General features: G+C 54.9%; 23 protein-coding genes. 8 read left to right on the forward strand and 15 right to left on the reverse strand.

Going from position 1 to position 20753, the window contains the following annotated elements; all coding sequences use genetic code 11:
• The first annotated feature begins 147 nt into the window (after positions 1-147).
• Positions 148-879 carry an arginine ABC transporter substrate-binding protein ArtJ gene (gene artJ, locus G163CM_RS09685; RefSeq protein WP_108474629.1) on the forward strand — a complete coding sequence of 244 codons (732 nt, stop codon included), beginning with the start codon at positions 148-150 and terminating at the stop codon, positions 877-879.
• A gap of 89 nt (positions 880-968) precedes the next feature.
• On the opposite strand, the gene G163CM_RS09690 is transcribed toward artJ, so the two are convergent.
• The 12 genes from G163CM_RS09690 to G163CM_RS09745 form a co-directional block, all read right to left on the reverse strand.
• Positions 969-2447: a sensor histidine kinase gene (locus G163CM_RS09690; protein ID WP_231827858.1), complete on the reverse strand. Its 1479-nt coding sequence runs from the start codon at positions 2445-2447 to the stop codon at positions 969-971.
• On the reverse strand, positions 2444-3151 hold the full coding sequence (locus tag G163CM_RS09695) for a response regulator transcription factor (protein WP_015965144.1): 708 nt from the start codon (positions 3149-3151) through the stop codon (positions 2444-2446). Before G163CM_RS09695 ends, G163CM_RS09690 begins: the two co-directional genes overlap by 4 nt.
• 73 nt (positions 3152-3224) lie before the next feature.
• The gene (gene rlmC / locus G163CM_RS09700; protein ID WP_231827859.1) at positions 3225-4358 is read right to left on the reverse strand and encodes a 23S rRNA (uracil(747)-C(5))-methyltransferase RlmC; all 1134 of its coding nucleotides are present in this window, start codon (positions 4356-4358) and stop codon (positions 3225-3227) included.
• A gap of 42 nt (positions 4359-4400) precedes the next feature.
• Positions 4401-4925, reverse strand: a complete 525-nt coding sequence (locus tag G163CM_RS09705; RefSeq protein WP_051051043.1) for a YbjO family protein — start codon at positions 4923-4925, stop codon at positions 4401-4403.
• 21 nt (positions 4926-4946) lie between these two features.
• On the reverse strand, positions 4947-5792 hold the full coding sequence (potI, locus tag G163CM_RS09710) for a putrescine ABC transporter permease PotI (protein WP_231827860.1): 846 nt from the start codon (positions 5790-5792) through the stop codon (positions 4947-4949).
• On the reverse strand, positions 5789-6742 hold the full coding sequence (potH, locus tag G163CM_RS09715) for a putrescine ABC transporter permease PotH (RefSeq protein WP_015965148.1): 954 nt from the start codon (positions 6740-6742) through the stop codon (positions 5789-5791). The genes potI and potH overlap by 4 nt, the downstream gene beginning before the upstream one ends.
• A gap of 9 nt (positions 6743-6751) precedes the next feature.
• A complete protein-coding gene (gene potG, locus G163CM_RS09720) occupies positions 6752-7885 on the reverse strand; it encodes a putrescine ABC transporter ATP-binding subunit PotG (RefSeq protein WP_015965149.1) in 1134 nt (377 codons plus the stop codon).
• A 106-nt stretch (positions 7886-7991) separates the two neighbouring features.
• Entirely contained in the window at positions 7992-9104 is a 1113-nt protein-coding gene (potF, locus tag G163CM_RS09725) for a spermidine/putrescine ABC transporter substrate-binding protein PotF (RefSeq protein WP_015965150.1), read from the reverse strand.
• Positions 9105-9510: 406 nt separating this feature from the next.
• Complete coding sequence (locus G163CM_RS09730) at positions 9511-9993, reverse strand: type III secretion system chaperone family protein (RefSeq protein WP_231827861.1); 483 nt, start codon at positions 9991-9993, stop codon at positions 9511-9513.
• Positions 9994-10111: 118 nt separating this feature from the next.
• Positions 10112-11014 carry a 30S ribosomal protein S6--L-glutamate ligase gene (gene rimK, locus G163CM_RS09735; RefSeq protein WP_015965152.1) on the reverse strand — a complete coding sequence of 301 codons (903 nt, stop codon included), beginning with the start codon at positions 11012-11014 and terminating at the stop codon, positions 10112-10114.
• 162 nt (positions 11015-11176) lie between these two features.
• A complete protein-coding gene (gene nfsA, locus G163CM_RS09740; protein ID WP_231828354.1) occupies positions 11177-11899 on the reverse strand; it encodes an oxygen-insensitive NADPH nitroreductase in 723 nt (240 codons plus the stop codon).
• Positions 11883-12173: a DUF1418 family protein gene (locus G163CM_RS09745; protein WP_231827862.1), complete on the reverse strand. Its 291-nt coding sequence runs from the start codon at positions 12171-12173 to the stop codon at positions 11883-11885. The genes nfsA and G163CM_RS09745 overlap by 17 nt, the downstream gene beginning before the upstream one ends.
• Before the next feature lie 182 nt (positions 12174-12355).
• On the opposite strand from G163CM_RS09745, the gene G163CM_RS09750 reads away from it, so the two are divergent.
• Positions 12356-12619 (forward strand): GrxA family glutaredoxin, encoded by a 264-nt coding sequence (locus G163CM_RS09750; RefSeq protein ID WP_015965155.1) that lies wholly within the window; start codon positions 12356-12358, stop codon positions 12617-12619.
• On the opposite strand, the gene G163CM_RS09755 is transcribed toward G163CM_RS09750, so the two are convergent.
• A complete protein-coding gene (locus G163CM_RS09755) occupies positions 12616-13023 on the reverse strand; it encodes an inner membrane protein YbjM (protein ID WP_015965156.1) in 408 nt (135 codons plus the stop codon). The genes G163CM_RS09750 and G163CM_RS09755 overlap by 4 nt on opposite strands.
• 274 nt (positions 13024-13297) lie before the next feature.
• Here G163CM_RS09755 and G163CM_RS09760 point away from each other — a divergent pair, with 274 nt between their 5' ends.
• The 3 genes from G163CM_RS09760 (at position 13298) to G163CM_RS09770 (ending at position 15968) form a co-directional block, all read left to right on the forward strand.
• On the forward strand, positions 13298-14983 hold the full coding sequence (locus G163CM_RS09760) for an aspartate:alanine antiporter (RefSeq protein WP_108474643.1): 1686 nt from the start codon (positions 13298-13300) through the stop codon (positions 14981-14983).
• Between the two features lie 284 nt (positions 14984-15267).
• Entirely contained in the window at positions 15268-15573 is a 306-nt protein-coding gene (locus G163CM_RS09765) for a type II toxin-antitoxin system RelE/ParE family toxin (RefSeq protein ID WP_231827863.1), read from the forward strand.
• A 53-nt stretch (positions 15574-15626) separates the two neighbouring features.
• Positions 15627-15968 (forward strand): HigA family addiction module antitoxin, encoded by a 342-nt coding sequence (locus tag G163CM_RS09770; RefSeq protein ID WP_231827864.1) that lies wholly within the window; start codon positions 15627-15629, stop codon positions 15966-15968.
• Between the two features lie 2 nt (positions 15969-15970).
• Here G163CM_RS09770 and G163CM_RS09775 read toward each other — a convergent pair whose 3' ends face one another.
• Positions 15971-16513, reverse strand: coding sequence for a TetR/AcrR family transcriptional regulator (locus tag G163CM_RS09775; protein WP_231827865.1), 543 nt, complete (start codon positions 16511-16513; stop codon positions 15971-15973).
• Between the two features lie 75 nt (positions 16514-16588).
• On the opposite strand from G163CM_RS09775, the gene G163CM_RS09780 reads away from it, so the two are divergent.
• Both G163CM_RS09780 and G163CM_RS09785 read left to right on the forward strand, forming a co-directional pair.
• Positions 16589-17797: an MFS transporter gene (locus tag G163CM_RS09780; protein ID WP_231827866.1), complete on the forward strand. Its 1209-nt coding sequence runs from the start codon at positions 16589-16591 to the stop codon at positions 17795-17797.
• Entirely contained in the window at positions 17794-18606 is an 813-nt protein-coding gene (locus tag G163CM_RS09785) for a Cof-type HAD-IIB family hydrolase (RefSeq protein WP_231827867.1), read from the forward strand. Before G163CM_RS09780 ends, G163CM_RS09785 begins: the two co-directional genes overlap by 4 nt.
• A 34-nt stretch (positions 18607-18640) precedes the next feature.
• Here G163CM_RS09785 and G163CM_RS09790 read toward each other — a convergent pair whose 3' ends face one another.
• A complete protein-coding gene (locus G163CM_RS09790; RefSeq protein WP_231827868.1) occupies positions 18641-19876 on the reverse strand; it encodes an MFS transporter in 1236 nt (411 codons plus the stop codon).
• A gap of 267 nt (positions 19877-20143) precedes the next feature.
• On the opposite strand from G163CM_RS09790, the gene ybjG reads away from it, so the two are divergent.
• Positions 20144-20752, forward strand: a complete 609-nt coding sequence (gene ybjG, locus G163CM_RS09795; protein WP_015965162.1) for an undecaprenyl-diphosphate phosphatase — start codon at positions 20144-20146, stop codon at positions 20750-20752.
• The last annotated feature ends 1 nt before the right edge of the window (position 20753 follow it).

Genomic DNA, 20753 nt, shown 5'->3' on the forward strand with positions numbered 1-20753 from the left:
GGGCAACCTTATAAGTTGTCCGCTTTTTTTTGTAACCAATAAAATAAAAAATCATTTTTATTGCATATAAATTCAAAAACAGGCAGGATATATTCATGCCACACGCAGGGCAGCATCTTTTAATTTTGACAGACGGGAGCCTTACCGATGAAAAAGTTAGTTCTGGCCGCATTACTTGCCACCTTTGCCGCCGGCGCAAGCGCCGCAGATAAAATCAACTTTGGCGTCTCCGCAACCTACCCACCGTTTGAGTCGATGGATGCCAGCAATCAGATTGTCGGCTTTGATATCGACCTGGCGAAAGCGCTGTGCAAACAGATGCAGGCAGAGTGCACCTTCACTAACCACGCGTTTGACAGCCTGATCCCGGCGCTGAAATTCAAAAAATATGACGCCGTGATTTCCGGGATGGATATCACCCCGGAACGTAGCAAGCAGGTAGCATTCACCGAGCCGTACTACGCCAACTCCGCACTGGTGATCGCGAAGAAAGATACCTATAAAACCTTCGCTGACCTGAAAGGCAAACGCATCGGGATGGAAAACGGCACCACCCACCAGAAATACCTGATGGATAAGCATCCGGAAGTGAAAACCGTGGCGTATGACAGCTACCAGAACGCGATTATCGACCTGAAAAATGGCCGTATCGATGGCGTGTTTGGTGATACCGCGGTGGTGAACGAGTGGCTGAAAACCAACCCACAGTTGGGTGCGGCGACCGAAAAAGTGACCGATCCGCAATACTTTGGCACGGGCCTTGGCATCGCGGTTCGTCCGGATAACAAAGCCCTGCTGGAAAAACTGAACGGCGCGCTGAAAGCGATTAAAGCTGACGGTACGTACCAGAAAATCAGCAATCAGTGGTTCCCTGAGTAATGCTCCTCCCCGGATGGCGGCTGCGCCTTATCCGGCCTACAAAGGATTCACATCCGTAGGCTGGATAAGACAACCCCACCATCCGGTAATTATCGCCCGCACGGAAGCCAAAACCGGAAACACGCCCCGCCCGTCGATTCTTCCAGCCCAATACCCCCACCGTGCAGTTCCAGCATTTTTTTGACGATTAGCAAACCTAACCCACCGCGCTTCTCGCGCGTCGCCTGCTGACTGAGCGCCGAAGGGCGAACAAAAAGCTGTTCCCGCACCGCCGCATCAATGCCCGGCCCGCTGTCGGCCACTTCCATCTGCAACCGTTCCTCCTGCTGCCAGATTTTCAGGCGGATCGTTCCCCCCAGCGGCGTATGACGAATCGCGTTATCAAGCAAATTGGTCACCACCCGCTCCACCATCGAGAGATCGGCGTTGATCAACGGTAAATGCCCAGGGATCTCCGTTTGTAAGGTGATTTGGCGCGTCTCAAGGGAGAGATCAAATTTCTGCACCACATCGGAAACCAGTTCACTCAGCGCAAAGCGCTCCCGCTGCGGTTTAATCGCCCCATGCTCCAGCCGGGCCAGCTCAAACAGCTCCTGCGAAAGGTGACGCACTTTATGCCCCTGACGCAGGGCGATCTCCAGATAATGTCGGGATTCTTCTGGCGTCAGCGTAGCGGCTTTCATTGACAGGGTTTCGAGATAACCTAAAAGCGAGGTGAGCGGCGTGCGCAGGTCGTGTGAGATATTGGCGATAAACTCACGGCGCTGGCGATCGCTGTCGGCCAGTTCATCCCACTGCGAGGCAATTTTGCGCGCCAGCTCGATAAACGTATTGCGCAGCAACGCCACTTCATCGCCCGGCTTTTCGACCGTTGGCTGGGCTGCCAGATGTTTAATCGCGCTAATGCTGTCCTGATCGATGCGGCTGGCCTCGCGCGTTAAGGCATTCACCGGGCGCGTCACCCACTGACGCACCAGCACCGCCACCAATACACCGACGCCTGCAACCAACAACAGCGCCCACAGCAGCGTGCTCCACAGGGTTTTATGCCAGGCGTTTTCCGCCAGCGCGTTGAGTTCTTCACCCTGCAAAATGATGTACAGATACCCGCGCAGTTCACCGTCCTGACGGAGCGGCGCGGCGCTGAAGACTTTGTGTTTATCGGGGCTGCGCGGGTCGTCGCCATACACCGGCATCGTACCCTGATTCAGGAACTGTTCGACGGGGGCGAGCGCGACGTGCTGGCGTTTGATATGCCCTGGCGGCGCGGCATCGGCCAGTATCTCGCCGTCTGGCGAGATAACATAGAGCTCCACGCTGGGGTTAAAGGTCATCAGACGGTCAAATAGCGGTTTTAACGTGTTGCGATCCACCCTGCCCTGCGCATCCATTAGCGGCTCGCTGCGCACAATTTGCTGCGCCAGATTCGCCGACAGCCGCTGCACCATCGCGTTACCAAACTGCATGCTGCTGTAGAGTTGCACCGCCCCGGCGATGGTTGCGCACAGTACCAGCAGCAGAATAAACAGTAGCGTTAAGCGCTGGCTGAGGCTCAGTTTCGCTTTCATGCCGGGCCTCCAACAAAACGATAGCCTTTGCCCCAGACGGTCAGAATGATTTCCGGCTCGGCGGCGTTATGTTCGATTTTGACGCGCAGGCGGTTGATGTGCGTATTTACCGTGTGTTCGTAGCCTTCATGCTGATAGCCCCACACCTGCTCCAGCAGATCAAGGCGCGAGAAAATTTGCCCCGGATGGCGGGCGAAGAACCACAGCAAATCAAATTCGCGTGGAGTAAGATCGACCAGATTACCGCGTAAACGCACGCTACGGGCAAGCGGGTCGATCGCCAGCCCATGGGCGGTAATAGTGCCGCTGGTTTGCTGCACATCCTGCCCCATTGCCTGCTGACGACGGAACAGCGCTTTAATCCGCGCCACCAGCTCCTGCACCGAGAAAGGTTTTGCCAGATAATCATCGGCCCCGGTTTCAAGGCCCAGAATGCGTTCAGTTTCGCTGCTGCGCGCGCTGATGATAATCACCGGCAGATAGCGCCCGCGCTCGCGAATGCGCTGGCAAATGGTCAGCCCATCGACGTTGGGTAGCATTAAATCAAGGATAACCATATCCCATTGCGTCTGCTCCAGGCGCTGCAACGCCCTGCCGCCGTCCTCTTCATGGACGATGGTATAGCCTTCATCTTCAAGGTTAAGTTGCAGCAGCGTGGCGATATCGCGATCGTCTTCCACCAGCAGGATCTGTTTTGCCGTCATCAATCAGTGCCTTTTCCATCTCTTCTGAGATAAAGCTTACCTGATTTCCGCCCGGCAAAAGTTCACATTTTGTTTAACTTCCGCTTTTTACCAGCAGCGTAAGCACTTCGTAGTGGGCGGTATGCGGGAACATGTCGAACAGCTGAACCCGCGCGATGCGGTAGCCCGGCAGGCTGGCAATATCTTTCGCCATCGTCTGGGCGTTACAGCTGGAGTAGATAATAAACGGCGGGGCCATCTGGCTTAAGTAATCGCACAGCGCTTTACCAATACCCCGACGCGGCGGATTGACCAGCACCAGCTCGGGCACGTCGCCCTGGGCGGTGGCAAACTGCGTGGAATCAAGCGCCTGAAACTGGAGCTTAGTGAGCCCCAGTTGTGCCGCAGACTGCTTCGCACAGGCGATGGCTTCCGGGGCAATTTCGATACCAGTGAGGGTCATCTCCGGTGTCGCGCAGTGCAGACCAAAACCGCCGACGCCACAGAAGAGATCCCACATGTGCGTGACCGGCAGCGCGCGCACCCAGTCGCGCGCCGTCGCGTATAAGGCGCTGGCCACGGTCGGGTTGGTCTGGAAGAAACTTTGCGGACGGATCCACAACGGTACGCCATTAAACGTTTCTGCCAGCGCCTGCTGTTCGGTAAAGAAGATCTCCTGCTCACCTTCCATAATCGCCATGTGTACCGGCTGAATATTGGCGGTGATCACTTTCAGCTGCGGCAACTGCGCCTGCAACGCAGGCAGCGCGGCGCGCAGCTGTTCAAGTTTGCTTTCTGAGCGCAGCACAAAGCGCAGCATCATGCCGCCATCGCGCTGGCTTTCGGTCAGCAGCAAATACTTCAGCTCGCCGCGTTTACGCGCGACGTTATAGGGCGTGAGCCCGGCGCGGGCGATGAACGGTTTGAGCGCGGCAAAAACCGGCGCGAACGAGTCGGGATACAGCGGGCAATCGGTCAGGTCAACCGGCGTGCCGTCGCGGTGCAGCATGCCCAGCAGCGGTTTTTCCACGCTGCCGCTGACCACCATTTTGGCTTTATTACGAAAACCCTGCTCCGGCCCGCTGACGGGTGCGCACCACGCCTCCACCGCCTGCCCGGCCAGCAGCGTGTGGAGATCGTTCATTTTAGCGGTGAGTTGATCGGTTACCGGCTGTTCAATCCACTGACAGGAGCGACAGCGACCCGCGTCATAAAGTGCGCACTGCATACAAAGACCTTCAGAAATTCAGGGGCGGCGATTGTATCACCGTTATTGAAAGCGGAAAAACCGCCGACTGTGTGCCGGAACAAAAAGCAGGAACAGGACCAGCATATCCGGCATTTTCTGCATCACCAGCGAACGAAATATTTCGCGTTTTGATTCCCCGGCAATGCTGAACAGTTCCGGGTAGCCATAACCCAGCGACGCGGCCCATAAGTAGCTGGCAGCGATAACTTGCGTCAGTAGATAGAGCCAGCGCGCCCAGTTGCGTCCTTTCACTACGGAAAACGCGCACCAGATTTCAACGAACACCAGCATCAGACTCGCCAGAAACACCAGCGTCAGGTTCCAGGTTTGCACGCTGCGATGGATAAAATCGAGGATCCCGCGCAGGCCCAGCAGGTTGAAGATCATCAGCAGATCGAGGCAGCGGATCAAAATAATGGCGAGCGCCGCCACCTGCACCAGAGCAGGAACGTTTAAGCTGGCATGTGAACGGCTGGTTTTAGCAAAGAATCCCAAGATGTCGTCTTCCGTGAAAACGGTTCCCCACTGGCAGGGAACCGAATACAACCTTCCGTAATTTTAAGAGGATTATCCTTGTCTTGCACGCTGGATATCACGCGTACGCTGTTTTTCTGCGCGCGCCATCAGGTACCAGGCGATAAATCCGACAATTCCTACTACCGCGAGAATGAGCGTCGCCAGGGCGTTGATTTCCGGGTTGACGCCCATACGCACGTTGGAGAAGACCAGCATCGGCAGCGTGGTCGCCCCCGGCCCGGAGACGAAGCTGGCAATCACCAGATCGTCCAGCGAGAGCGTAAACGCCAGCAGCCAGCCCGAGATCACCGCTGGCATTATCATCGGCAAAGTAATAATAAAGAACACTTTCAGCGGCGTCGCCCCGAGGTCCATCGCCGCTTCTTCAATCGAGCGGTCAAGCTCGCGCAGCCGCGACGAAATCACCACCGCCACATAAGCCGTACAGAACGTGACGTGCGCCAGCCAAATGGTGAGCATACCGCGATCGGACGGCCAGCCGATGGCGTGACCGAGCGAAACAAACAGCAGCAATAACGATAAACCGGTGATCACATCCGGCATCACCAGCGGCGCGGTTATCATAAAGGCAAAGCCGTTGGACCCACGAAAACGACCAAAACGCACCATTACCACCGCCGCAATCGTGCCCAGAATTGCCGCCATCGTTGCCGCGCAGGCGGCAATGGTCAGGCTAAGCCCGACCGCGCTCATCATCGCATCATCGCGGAACAGTTCACCGTACCAGCGCGTTGACCACCCCGCCCACACCGTCACCAGCTTTGAGCTGTTGAAGGAGTAAATCACCAGCATCAGCATCGGCGCATACAGAAACGTGAACCCGAACACCAGAATCAGAATTCGCCATGGTGAGCGGACGACCGGTAAGTTGTTCATCCGTGTTCTCCCATCTGTTTTTGCTGATGTTTGTGGAACCACATAATCGGCACAATCAGCAGCAGGAGCATGACGATCGCCACCGCCGACGCCACCGGCCAGTCTCGGTTGTTAAAGAACTCCTGCCACAGCACGCGGCCAATCATGATGCTGTCCGGGCCACCGAGCAGTTCCGGGATAACAAACTCCCCCACCGCCGGAATAAACACCAGCATCGATCCGGCAATAATTCCGCCTTTGGTTAACGGCACAATCACGCTGAAGAAGGTTTTCAGCGGCCTTGCGCCAAGATCCAGCGAGGCTTCCACCAGCGAGTAATCAATCCGCGTCAACGCCGTGTAGATAGGCAGCACCATAAACGGCAGATAGGCGTACACAATGCCGATATACACCGCGAGATTGGTGTGCAGGATCTCCAGCGGCTGGTCGATAATGCCCGCCCATTGCAGAAAATTACTCAGCACGCCGTTGCCTTTCAGGATGCCCATCCAGGCATAAACGCGAATCAAAAACGACGTCCACGATGGCAGGATCACCAGCAATAACAGAATATTGCGCGTCGACGGTTTACTGTGCGCGACCGCCCACGCCAGCGGGTAGCCCAGCAGCAGGCAGAAGATCGTCGAAATAGCCGCCACCTGCAACGACTGGAAATAGGCCTCGATGTATAAGGGATCGTCGGTCAATTGCAGGAAGTTGCCGAAATTAAGCGACAGCGTAAGCTGCCCGTCGTCCCACGACATGAGATCCGTATACGGCGGGATCGCGCGCGCCATCTCGGCGAGGCTGATTTTGAATACCGTTAGAAATGGCAGCAAAAATAGCAAAATGAGCCAGATAAACGGCAGCGCGATAACCAATTTACGCCCGTGCGCAACGTTCATACGCGTAAGCCACTGGGCAAAGCCCGCCGGTTTCGCGACGCGGGCTGGCGATTCTAAAGCACTCATTCGCCCTCCTTACACCGTCAGAACAACGCAGCTGTCGGCATCCCAGCACAGACGCACTTCATCGCCCCAGGTGGGTAGTCCTTTTCGGTAGCGATGTTCGTTCTGTAGCTGCGCGCTGATCATCTGCCCGCTTTTTAAGCGCACGTGATAAATCGACAAATCGCCGAGATAAGCGATATGCACCACTTCGCCCACGGCAAAGTTATAGCCATTCTCAGGCGGCGCGTCGCAGAGCATGATTTTTTCCGGTCGCAGCGCGACATACACCGGGACGTTATCCACCACCGACGCATCGGCATCGACTTTCAATGGATGCACCAGCCCCGGAGAATCAATCACCAGGCCATCTTCTTCGCGCGATTTCAGCAGCCCTTCAAAGACATTCACTGAACCAATAAACTCCGCGCTGTAGCGGGTGGTCGGGTGCTCGTAAATCTCTTCCGGCTCACCAATCTGCACGAACTTGCCGCGATTCATAATGGCGATGCGCCCGGCCATGGTCATCGCCTCTTCCTGGTCGTGTGTCACCATCACGCAGGTCGCGCCGACGCGCTCCAGAATATCGACCACTTCCAGCTGCATCCGGTCGCGCAGTTTCTTATCCAGCGCCCCCATTGGCTCATCCAGCAGCAATAGCTTTGGTCGTTTCGCCAGGCTTCTCGCCAGCGCCACACGCTGCCGCTGGCCGCCGGAAAGCTGATGCGGTTTACGTTTGGCAAACTCCTGCATATGCACCAGCGCCAGCATTTCAGCGACGCGGGCGCTAATTTCCGCCTTCGGCAGCTTGTCCTGCTTCAGGCCAAAAGCAATGTTTTGTTCCACGGTCATATGGGGGAACAAGGCGTAGGACTGAAACATCATGTTGATCGGCCGCTGATAGGGCGGGACATGCGCCAGGTCAACGCCGTCGAGCATAATCTGCCCGGTGCTGGGCTGTTCAAAGCCCGCCAGCATACGCAGCAGCGTGGATTTTCCGCAGCCGGATGCGCCAAGCAACGCAAAAATTTCGCCTTTATAAATGGTGAGGCTGACATCATCCACGGCATGCTGGCCGTCATAGGATTTGGTCAGGTTACGGATCTCCAGCAGCGGGGTGAGCGCTTTACGGATTTTCGCCTGTGGGCGGGGGGTCGCGTCGTTCAATGGGGTGCTCTCCGGCAAAAAAACACACTCGATATGGCCCGGTTGCCATACGAAAAACTGCATTGGCAAATCCGCCCGGCAGCGCGCGCCGGGCGGATTGCGTCAGTTATTTACCGCTTTTGACTTTGGTCCACGCGCGGGTACGCACGCGGTCAATCTTCGGATCCTGCACTTTCAGGGTGAAGAGTTTGGCGAAGACATCCGGCGGCGGATAAATGCCAGGGTTATTGCGAATCGCTTCGCTGACCAGCGGGGTCGATGCTTTGTTGGCGTTAGCGTAGAAGACGTGATCGCTGATATGCGCCACCACCTCAGGTTTCATCAGGTAGTTGAGGAACTGATAGGCTTCATCTTTGTTTTTCGCATCGGCAGGCATAGCGAAGACATCAAAGAACGCCATCGCCCCCTCTTTCGGAATGCTGAAGGAAACATTCACGCCGTTTTTCGCTTCTTTCGCGCGGTTCGCCGCCTGCCACACATCGCCCGCCCAGCCGATGGCCACGCAGATATCGCCGTTCGCCAGGTCGTTGATATATTGCGAGGAGTGGAAGTAACGCACGTTCGGACGCAGCTTAAGCAGCAGGTCCGTCGCCGGGCCGGTGTAATCATCCGCTTTGGTGCTGTTCGGGTCTTTGCCCAGATAATTCAGCACGGTGGCGAACACTTCTTCCGGGGCATCAAGGAAGGAGACGCCGCAGCTTTTCAGCTTCTCCAGATTTTCAGGTTTGAAGATAAGATCCCAGCTGTTCACGGGCGCATCAGCGCCGAGCACCGCTTTCACTTTATCAACGTTATAGCCAATGCCGGTGGTTGCCCACATATAGGGCATCGCGTACTTATTATCCGGATCGTGTTTCGCCACCAGCTTCAGCACTTCCGGGTCGAGATTTTTCCAGTTAGGCAGTTTGCTTTTATCAAGCGGCTGGAACACGCCCGCCGTTAACTGGCGCTCCAGGAAGCTCGCCGAGGGTACGACAAGGTCAAACCCGGTGCTGCCCGCCATCAGTTTTCCTTCCAGCACTTCGTTGGAATCGAAAACGTCATACACCACTTTTATGCCGGTCTCTTTTTCAAAATTCGCCACCGTATCCGGCGCGATATAATCAGACCAGTTATAGATATGCAGCGTTTTTTGCTCCGCCGCGAGCACGCTTGCCGAGGTGGCCATCAGCACACCCGTCACCAGACCCGTTAACCATTTTTTACTGAAAGCGGCCATATCTCTTTTCCTTCTCAACGTCCGTTAACATTTGGACCAAATACACGCAGTCGGAGGTATGCAATATTCATGCATATTTTTGTCGTACCGCATTGAAGAAGAAATGGTTCCTCTCGCCGCAGCCGTTGCTTGCTTAACGGATGCAAAAACCTCGCCAAATCTGCTAAAGGTCTGGCAATTGAGGGGGATCATCCGGGTATCGCAAGAATAACTGTAGCCAGAGATAGAGGCTATAGCTCAGTGTTAAAAACGCCTTTTATCAATTTTTTATGCAAGATCACTCTATGTGATAGGCCAAAAGGGTCTTTCAGGTAGTGAATGAATCTTTAAAAATAGGTTAAATACGGAATAAACGAACGTGATACGCAGCCGCTCTGGCAGTGGCTGCGCTATTCAGGGGGTGGGATCAGTGAAGAAAGTGGTATTGAATCTCTTCAGATGGCTGCTCTTCCTCTTCTTCCGCTTTAAACAGCAGCTGCTGAGCGAAAGCCTCCAGAATCACCATCGACACCTGCTCTTCGCTTTGACGCATGAAGGCCACGAACTGCTCATAGGCCACGCCAACAGAGGCAGATAAAGACTGGCAAACCACCAGTTTTGGCAGATTATCATCCTGTATATCGATGAACGCCTTCACGGTCAGCGAGCTGGCATTAATCGCAGAGAGATCCGCCGCCATCGCTAACAGTGCGGTTGGCCGAATTTCCGCCAGCGCAGAGAAGAGAATAGTGTTATCAATAAGGTCGATTTTAGCGTCAAACACGCCATCAAAATTTTGCATATGCGGCAGGTGCAACGCCTGACAGGTATCGCACTCATAGAAGCTGATGCCTGATTCGTCGAGCCACTGACGTAACGTATCCAGACTCGGGACGACGAGTGAATCCATATGACCTATGACCTCATGCGGGTTAAAACAGAACAAAACCGGGCACTGCGCCCGGCATTCGATCGCTATAGCTTACGCAAAATTGCACGCGTATACCACGAAAGCCGAAAAAACAGTCTTAGCCGCCGATTTTCAGGCAAAAACCAGGATGCGCCTGGCGCTCAATCCACTCGATCATTTTGCCCGCGATATCAATACCGGTGGTTTTCTCGATGCCTTCCAGCCCCGGCGAGGCGTTCACTTCCATCACCAGCGGGCCGCGCGTGGCGCGCAGAATATCCACACCGGCGACATCAAGCCCCAGCGTTTGCGCGGCCTGCACGGCAATTTCGCGCTCGCGCAGCGTAATTTCCGCCACCGTCGCCACGCCGCCGCGGTGTAAGTTAGAGCGGAAATCACCCTCTTTCGCTCGCCGCTCAATCGCCGCCACCACACGATCGCCGACCACCAGGCAGCGAATGTCGCACCCTTTTGCCTCTTCAATATATTCCTGCACCAGGATATGCGCGTTTAAGCCGCGAAAGGCGTCAATGACGCTTTCCGCCGCCTGACGCGTCTCGGCAAGCACGACGCCAATGCCCTGCGTGCCTTCCACCAGCTTCACCACCAGCGGCGCACCGCCAACCATATCAATTAAATCACTGGTGTCATCGGGCGAATGGGCGATACCGGTCACCGGCAGGTCGATGCCCTGACGCGCCAGCAGTTGCAGCGAGCGCAGCTTGTCACGCGCGCGGGTGATGGCAACGGATTCATTAAGCGGATAGCTGCCCAGCAGTTCAAACTGACGCAGCGCCGCTGTGCCATAAAAGGTAATCGCCGAGCCGATACGCGGGATCACCGCGTCAAAATGCGGGAGTTTGCGCCCTTTATAGTGAATGGACGATGCAGACGGGCTGATGTTCATATAACAGGAGAGCGGGTCAAGGACTTCGACGATATGACCACGGCGCATGGCCGCTTCACGCAGACGCTTACAGGAATAGAGCGTTCCATCCCGGGACAAAATGGCAATTTTCACCTTTTACCTCGCTAAAAAACCTGAAAAAAGCCCGGGTATGATACACGTACCGCCGGAAGAAAAATGGCGTCCGGCGGCCTTTTTTTCTATCTAATAATCAAATCATTCGAATCGTATCAACGCGCGCAGCCAACGCAGAGACAATTCGAAGGATGAAGATTATTAGCGGGTCGCCCAGCCCTGCTTGTGGAGATAATCGAGAATAAACGGACGATTCTCTTTGATAATGGTACGGCGGATATGATCGCTCCAGGTGTCACGACGGTTATTGCTGCCGCGAGAGAGGTAATATTCCGCGAGCTGTTCGTCGTATTTTGCCAGCTCATCGGCATCCAGCGGCTGATAGTGGTTTTCATGCACCACGATAGAGGCAGGCAGGCGCGGTTTGATATCCGGGTTGCTGTCCGGCCAGCCCAGGCACAGACCAAACAGCGGCAGCACGTGTTTAGGCAGCTTCAGCAGCTCGGTCACCGCCTCAATGCTGTTACGAATTCCGCCAATGTAAACACCGCCGAGCCCAAGAGATTCTGCGGCGGTAAAGGCATTCTGCGCCATCAACGCGGTATCGACCACGCCCAGCAGCAGTTGCTCGGCCAGCCCGAGCTGCGCGTCAGGGCAAATTTGCAGATGGCGATTAAAATCGGCGCAGAAAACCCAGAACTCCGCCGCCTGCGCGACGTGCTGTTGACCGCCGGTCATCTCAACCAGCTGCGCGCGCATCGCTTTATCGGTAATGCGGATTATCGAACTGCACTGTAAAAAACTCGAACTGGATGCCGCCTGGGCGCAGGCGATAATCGCCGCGCGTTGCTCGTCACTGATGGGCTTATCGGTAAACTGGCGAATAGAACGGTGGCTGAGAAGCAGATCAATGGTCGGCGTCATCATGTTTTTCCTTATCTTGCTTTGGGGGCGTTTTGGCATTACGCCCCATCAGTTGTGGTGCAACGGTTTGCGCCATGCCCCAAAACAGGGCAAAGGCGGCGGGGAGCATCAGGATTATCCCGGCGAAAATCATCACCACCGCCGCCCCCTGGCTGGCGACAGGCGCAGGCAATGCGACATAGCCGTTGAGCGAGAGCCAGGCGGCCCCCAACAACACCATGCCTATTGCTTCCAGAATCAAAACGCTTTTGGGTAACGCCCCGAGCGAACGCATGCGTCCTCCGCTAAACCGTGCTGCTTTATCAGACCTCAAGTTTATCTCAGCCGCCGCGATTGTTGCAGGGCAATTCGCCACACATAGCCATAATGAATTGAAGCAACAGGCAGAACCTTCTTTCGCGCCAGAGGGAATAAGGTCATGATAAGCGCCTTATTTTAAGGTTGAGGAGAGAAACGATGTTCACCGTAATTTTTGGTCGCCCGGGTTGCCCGTACTGTGTTCGTGCAAAAGAACTGGCTGAAAAACTGACGCAGGAACGTGACGACTTCAACTATCGCTACGTTGATATTCACGCGGAAGGCATCAGCAAAGCTGACCTGGAAAAAACGGTCGGTAAGCCGGTTGAGACGGTGCCGCAGATTTTTGTCGATCAGCAGCACATCGGCGGATGCACGGATTTTGAAGCCTGGGCCAAAGAGACCCTCGGCCTGTACGCTTAATCCTTCGGATGCCCATCCAGCGGGTGGGCATCGGCATCACGGTTTTTTAGCCGTAATAAGGTCGTCACAAACAAGAAGCACAACGCCCCCAGCGCACACCAGAACACCGCGCTAAACAGCCACGCCAGCTCCTGCCAGAACGAACGCTCAGAATAAAAAAACAACCGCATCAGCACCATACACAATGGCGCTGCCAGAATCGCGCCGACCAGTGGGCGTAACAAGCGACGTCTTGGCGAGATAAAGCTGGCGACCGCTCCGGGGATCAAAAAGAACAATAACCCCAGCTCAGGCGCGCCAGACGCACGAAATGCGCCCTTCATATGCAGCAGCAACGAAAAGAAAACCACGATAAAAAGCAGGAAACAGCAGATCACGCCGGTCCAGCCGCGTTCAGATCTCAAAGGATCCTCCTGAAAAATTCTCTATCAAACTCAACATTTCACCCATTGGGCGCCCAGTCAGATAAAGCATCTGGCCATCCGTGCCAAAACACTTAAGTACAAAAAGCGATTGTTGCTAGCCGAAGCGATAAGGAACGATTAAACTAACGGCTTCAATTTTTTGGTTATTTTGTAGGTACAGAACAGAGGCGATTACGCGGCTGTCTGAACCAAAACCTTAGACTAAATAACCAACTCTTTCAACAAGTTACTGGTAAACAAGAAGTTAGTCTCCGTGAATATAAACGTCGCAGATTTGTTAAATGGGAATTACATCCTGTTATTATTCGTGGTGCTGGCACTTGGCCTTTGCCTGGGAAAATTACGTCTGGGTTCCGTTCAACTCGGTAATTCTATTGGCGTTTTAGTCGTCTCCCTGTTACTAGGCCAGCAGCATTTCAGTATTAACACGGAGGCGCTCAATCTCGGCTTTATGCTGTTTATTTTCTGCGTTGGCGTGGAAGCCGGGCCTAACTTTTTTTCAATTTTCTTCCGCGACGGCAAAAATTATCTGATGCTGGCGCTGGTGATGGTGGGCAGCGCTCTGCTGATTGCCCTGGGCCTCGGTAAGCTGTTCGGCTGGGACATCGGCCTGACGGCCGGTATGCTTGCGGGCTCGATGACATCCACCCCGGTGCTGGTTGGCGCAGGCGATACCCTTCGCCACTCGGGAATGGAACCCGGCTTGCTGGCTATCGCCCAGGATCACTTAAGCCTCGGCTACGCCCTCACCTATTTGATTGGTCTGGTCAGCCTGATTGTCGGCGCGCGCTATCTGCCAAAACTGCAACATCAGGATCTGCAAACCAGCGCCCAGCAAATCGCCCGCGAACGTGGTCTGGATACCGACACTAATCGTAAAGTCTACCTGCCGGTGATTCGCGCTTACCGCGTTGGCCCGGAACTGGTGGCGTGGGCCGACGGTAAAAACCTGCGCGAGCTGGGAATTTATCGCCAGACCGGATGCTACATCGAGCGTATTCGCCGTAATGGCATTCTGGCGAACCCGGACGGCGACGCGGTACTGCAAATGGGCGATGAAATTGCGCTGGTGGGATATCCGGACGCCCATGCCCGTCTCGACCCAAGCTTCCGTAACGGTAAAGAAGTGTTCGACCGCGACCTGCTCGACATGCGCATCGTCACCGAAGAAATCGTGGTCAAAAACCACAATGCCGTGGGCCGCCGCCTGGCGCAGCTGAAACTCACCGATCACGGTTGCTTCCTCAACCGCGTCATTCGCAGCCAGATCGAAATGCCTATCGATGACAACGTGGTGCTGAATAAAGGTGATGTGCTTCAGGTCAGCGGTGACGCACGACGCGTGAAAACCGTCGCCGATCGCATCGGCTTCGTCTCTATTCACAGTCAGGTTACCGATCTGCTGGCCTTCTGCGCCTTCTTTATCGTCGGCCTGATGATTGGCATGATCACCTTCCAGTTCAGCAACTTTAGTTTTGGCGTCGGTAACGCGGCGGGTCTGCTGTTTGCTGGCATCATGCTCGGCTTCTTGCGTGCAAACCACCCGACCTTCGGCTATATCCCGCAGGGCGCGCTGAACATGGTGAAAGAGTTCGGTCTGATGGTATTTATGGCGGGCGTGGGTTTAAGCGCAGGCAGCGGCATCGGCAATAGCCTCGGCGCGGTCGGCGGCCAGATGCTGGTCGCGGGGCTGATTGTCAGCCTGGTGCCGGTGGTGATTAGCTTCCTGTTCGGCGCGTACATTCTGCGCATGAACCGCGCGCTGCTGTTCGGAGCCATCATGGGCGCACGTACCTGCGCACCGGCGATGGAAATCATTAGCGATACTGCACGAAGCAACATTCCCGCGCTGGGCTATGCAGGCACCTACGCGATTGCTAACGTGTTGTTAACATTGGCCGGTACGCTGATTATCATCATTTGGCCTGGGCTAGGATAATTCTTAGTCTTAAATGTTTAGAAAAATTTTTAGGGATACAGAGAACTTTTCGCATAAGCATCAGTCATAACTTATGCCACTGCTTTTCTTTGATGTCCCCATTTTGTGGAGCCCATCAACCCCGCCAGATTTGGTTCAAGGTTGATGGGTTTTTTGTTTTCTACGGCTCTTCAACTTTAATCCCCCACGCTTTCGACCTCGCACTATTTGTTAATAAACGCACTTGATCACAGTGCAAGAGTGCATTACGATCATCTACAGATATCCCCATGAGGCTGCATGGAATGCCGCAAAAATTATTCAACATTGGAAGTTTTCGGGATCGTTGGCTAGCCGACTTTTTTAACTACGCGGCCCCGCACAAATTAATCCCAGGCGAAATTCATTCCGGGCTGGCTCGCAAACTCGATATCATCAACGCGGCTACCTGCTGGCAGGATCTCAAGTCACCTCCGGGAAATCGTTACGAGCGGCTTCAGGGGAAACTTAAGGGTTATTCTTCTATCAGAGTGAACAAGCAGTATCGTGTAATTTTCAAATGGACTGATGGCAAGGCATACGATCTTTACCTCGATCCTCATGAATATTAACGAATAACGAGCGGCAACATACCGTTAGCCGACATACGAGATGGATTAAACAGATGAACCAGGCAACCCGTAAACCGACCACTCCCGGTGATATCCTGCTGTATGAATTTCTGGAGCCGTTAAATCTTAAGATTAACGATCTTGCAGAGATGCTCCAGGTACACCGCAATACGGTCAGCGCGCTGGTCAATAACAACCGTAAGCTGACAACAGACATGGCCTTCAGGTTGGCGATTGTTTTTAATACTTCTGCTGAATTCTGGCTAAATCTGCAATCTGCCATCGATATCTGGAAGATTGAAAACAATCCGCGTACTCAGCTTGAGTTGAGCCGCATCATCACGGCAGAGGACTTCATTGCTGCGCGTAAACAACAGGCGAAGGATGTTGCTTGACGTTATAAACCCGCAATCCTCCCCACCGTTTCCCGTATCTGCGCCTTGGTCAGCGGCTGGCGGTCGGTGACAAAATGTAGCGTCATCCCTTCAATAAACGCATCCAGCGCGCGGGCGGTTGCCGGGTCAAACCACTGTTCCAGCGTTTGCTGGCTACGCTGCATCCAGTTTTGCATCACGCCTTTCAGCGCCGGGCGATTGCTGGCAAAGGCATATAACTGATACATCAGCGTCATGTTACGCGGCGTGGTGACTTCACTGCTAAAGATAAGCTGAGTGATTGCATCGCAGGCGGCTGTGGGGGCTTCAACCTCACAGAAAAAGTCGCGATACTCCTGAGACATCCGTTCGGTGAATACCGTGAACGCCTCCACCAGTAATGCTTCAATGCCGTCAAAGTAATAGGTCATCGAACCCAGCGGGACATCGGCACAACTGGCGATTTTGCGGTGCGTAACGGCGCTGATGCCGTGGGCGGCGATGGTTTCCAGCGTGGCGTCCAGGATGCGCTCCCGGCGCTGCGGATCGTTGGGTCGACGGGCCATATTTCTCCTCGTTTGTTTATGTACAAATGTACACAGCCTTGCTAGTGTTGTCGCATTATTTCTTCAACTTCACTAATGGATGCGAAAGTGACGCCCCGCAAAGCCCTACAGTTGCGCATGTATGCGCTGTTTATGTTCTTCTTTTTACCGGGATTGCTGATGGCCTCGTGGGCGACACGCACGCCGGCCATCCGCGATATTTTATCGGTCTCGACGGCGGAGATGGGCATTGTGCTGTTCGGGCTATCGGTAGGCTCAATGAGCGGTATTCTTTGCTCGGCTCCGCTGGTGAAACGTTTTGGTACGCGCACGGTCATTCGCACCACCATGTCCTGCGCGTTGGTCGGAATGCTAATTTTAAGCATCGCACTTTGGTTCAGCTCAGCGTGGATTTTTGCCGCCGGGCTGGCGGTGTTTGGCGGCAGCTTTGGCGCGGCGGAAGTGGCCATTAATGTTGAAGGCGCCGCCGTTGAGCAAGAGATGAAAAAAACCGTGCTGCCGATGATGCACGGTTTTTACAGCTTCGGCACCCTGATAGGCGCGGGCGTTGGAATGGCGTTAACCGCGTTTGGTCTACCCGCAATGTGGCATATTGCCCTTGCGGCGCTGGTGGGCATCGCGCCTATCGCCATTGCCATTCGGGCAATCCCCGAAGGTACTGGCAAAAACACCACAGACGGCACACAACATAACGAGAAAGGCGTTCCCTTCTGGCGCGATATGCAACTGATGCTGATAGGCGTCGTGGTACTGGCAATGGCCTTTGCCGAAGGGTCGGCCAATGACTGGTTGCCGCTGCTGATGGTTGACGGTCACGGGTTTAGCGCGAAGTCCGGGGCGTTGATTTACGCCGGTTTCACTCTGGGCATGACCCTTGGCCGCTTTACCGGTGGCTGGTTCATTGACCGCTACAGCCGCGTGACGGTAGTTCGCGCCAGTGCGCTGATGGGCGCGCTGGGTATCGCGCTGATTATCTTTGTCGATGTCGACTGGGTTGCTGGCGTATCCGTGATTTTATGGGGGCTGGGCGCGTCGCTGGGCTTCCCGTTAACCATTTCCGCCGCCAGCGATACCGGCCCGGATGCGCCGACCCGCGTGAGCGTGGTCGCCACCACCGGATATCTTGCTTTTCTTGTCGGGCCGCCGCTGCTGGGCTTCCTCGGCGAACATTATGGTCTGCGCAGCGCCATGCTTGCCGTGCTGGCGCTGGTGCTGGTCGCTGCGCTGGTGGCGCGAGCGGTGGCTAAACCTGAACCCAACGTTGTGATGGAGAGTAATGGATGAGTATCAAACTGATTGCAGTCGACATGGATGGCACCTTCCTCAGCGATGCGAAAACCTATAATCGCGAGCGCTTCCTGGCTCAGTACCAGCGCATGAAGCAGCAAGGTATCCGCTTCGCGGTCGCCAGCGGCAACCAGTATTATCAGCTCATCTCCTTCTTCCCGGAGATTGTTGATGAAATCGCATTTGTTGCCGAAAACGGCGGCTGGGTGGTGGATGCCGGAGAAGATATCTTCAACTGCAGTATTCCGAAGCAGCATTTCATGGACGTGGTGCGTTATCTGCAAACCCGAACCGAACTGGAGATCATCGCCTGCGGGAAACAGAGCGCTTACACGCTAAAACACTACGATCGGGCATTCAAAGATATTGCCATCCGCTACTATCATCGCCTGGAAGAAGTGGATAATTTCGAGAATATTGAAGATACCTTCCTGAAGTTTGGTCTCAACGTTCCGGATACTCTGGTACCCGAGATGCAAAAACTGATTCATGAAGAAGTAGGCGATATGCTCACCGCCGTCACGACCGGCCATGGCAGCATCGACCTTATCGTTCCCGGCGTTCATAAAGCGAACGGTCTGCGCTTGCTACAGGCGCGTTGGGGGATTGACGACAGCGAAGTTCTGGCCTTTGGCGACAGCGGCAACGATATCGAAATGCTCCAGCAGGCGGGCTACGGTTTCGCGATGGCGAATGCGTCGGACGTGGTGAAGTCAGTGGCGAAGTATCGCGCACCGCATAATAACGAAGAAGGCGTGCTGAACATTATTGAGAAAGCGTTGAACGGCGAAGCCCCGTTCGCCTGAATGACTGCCCGGCAGATATTGCCGGGCGCACACATTATTGCGGTTGGTTGCTGCTGCCTACCGATTTGTCTTTCAGGAAGAAGACAACCGCCACCAGCCACAGCACACCGTTCGCCAGGTTGAAGAGGCTGAACAGCCCGTTCCCGCCCTGCAGGTACATGTGTTTGCTCACTTCGATACCGACGGTAAAAATCAGCATCTGCAACATGCCCATCGCCGCCGAAACGGTGCCTTTGCTCATATCGCTGGCAAACAGCGTCAGTCGCACCAGGCCGGCATTCGCCACACCAATACCAAAAGCATAAACGCTCAATCCCGCCGTCATCCACAGATAGGCGTGTGAGGAAACGACCGTCGCTGCCGCCGCCAGTACTAAACCAGCCACAATCGGCCAACCGCCCATGATAATCAGTGAACGCACGGAACGGCGAGAGGTCAGGCGCGCCAGCGTCAGGTTACCGGCGATCAGCGCGCCGAAGATAGGCACCTGTAACAGGCCATATTCATAGCTGCTGGCCTGCTCACCGCTGATAATAATCACCGGCGATTGGGCAATCCATGCCAGTAACGGCAGGCTAACAAAACCTGTCGCCAGCGCCCCCGCCAGGAAACGCCCATTTTTAAGCACCAGCGCGTAATCACGGCCTAACTCACCGAGCGAGAGCTTTTCGCCGATACGCGTGGCGGTTTCCGGCATTGCGCGGAACAGGCCGCCGAAAGCGACAACCGAGAGCAAGGCGAACAGCACAAACATACCTTCCCACGGCGCAACATGGACCCAGGCCGCACCGACCAACGGGCCGAGCAATGGCGCAATCAGCGCAACGTTTGCCATCAGCGCGGTAATTTTAATGCAGGTGGCTTCGTCGAAAGATTCCTGAATCGCCGCATAGCCCACCGCGCCGATAAAGCACAGGCTGACCCCTTGCAGGAAACGCAGGAAAATAAACTGTTCGATATTGTGCACCAGCAGCGTGGCCAGACAGGTGACGATAAACCACACCACGCCGGTCAACATCACCGGGCGGCGGCCAATACGATCCGACAGCGGCCCCAGCAGCCACTGTAAAAACATGCCGCCTGCCATATAAGCCGTCATCGAGGTGGGAACCCACTCGTTGCCCGCGTTGAATTGTTCCACCACCGCCAGCATACCCGGCTGAATCATATCGTTGCCGATATAGGTGGAGAATTCGTACAGCACCAGACAGAGCGGAAAAAGCAGCGCCTGACGGCCCAGACGTTTGCCGGAAAGAGAGGGATTACTCATTACCAAAACTAACTCAGTGTAAAAACGCGCAAGTTTAATCCACAGGTCGTAGTGACGATAGTAAATTATCGCCTGGATGTAATATTTCCGCACAATTTTACTCGTTTAAGGTTTGCTTAACCTTGAACAGGTATAGTGTGCTGAATTCAACGAGTTAGCCTGATGAGCACGTGCGCGTGAGAGCGGAATTAAGACAATCCCTCTTTACCGCTGCGGTTAAGCTTTTTAAGGTATCGGTCATTAATCTGTCATAAAAGTCTGGATGTTATGCTGGAAATCCTGAACCACCAACTCTTCGCGCTGTTGAACGCCACCCCCGCTTCGGCGCAGTGGTTAATCACCCTGGCGACCTTTATCGCCCGCGACCTTATCTCTATCGTTCCCTTCCTGGCGGCTGCGCTCTGGCTTTGGGGACCGAAACAGCAGGTTTGCGCCCAGCGTCAGCTGGTAGTCAAAACTGCGCTGGCGATTGTCGTCGCCCTGACGCTTTCATGGGTTGTGGGCCATCTTTTCCCGCACGATCGTCCGTTTGTCGATGGCGTGGGTTACAACTTCCTGCCGCATGCCGCAGACGATTCCTTCCCAAGCGATCACGGCACGGTGATTTTCACCTTCGCCCTCGCCTTCCTGTTCTGGCACCGTTTGTGGTCCGGCGCGATATTAATGGTTATCGCCTGCGCGATCGCCTGGTCACGCGTGTACCTTGGCGTACACTGGCCCATCGATATGCTCGGCGGTTTCCTGAGCGGCCTTATCGGCTGCCTGACTTCACAGATGCTCTGGCATCGCTTTGGCTCTCAGGTCTATCAGCGCCTGCAATCACTCTACCGTATGCTTTTCTCCCTTCCCATCCGCAAGGGTTGGGTGCGTGACTAAG

The sequence above is a fragment of the Pseudocitrobacter corydidari genome (assembly GCF_021172065.1).
Classification (GTDB): Bacteria; Pseudomonadota; Gammaproteobacteria; order Enterobacterales; family Enterobacteriaceae; genus Pseudocitrobacter; species Pseudocitrobacter corydidari.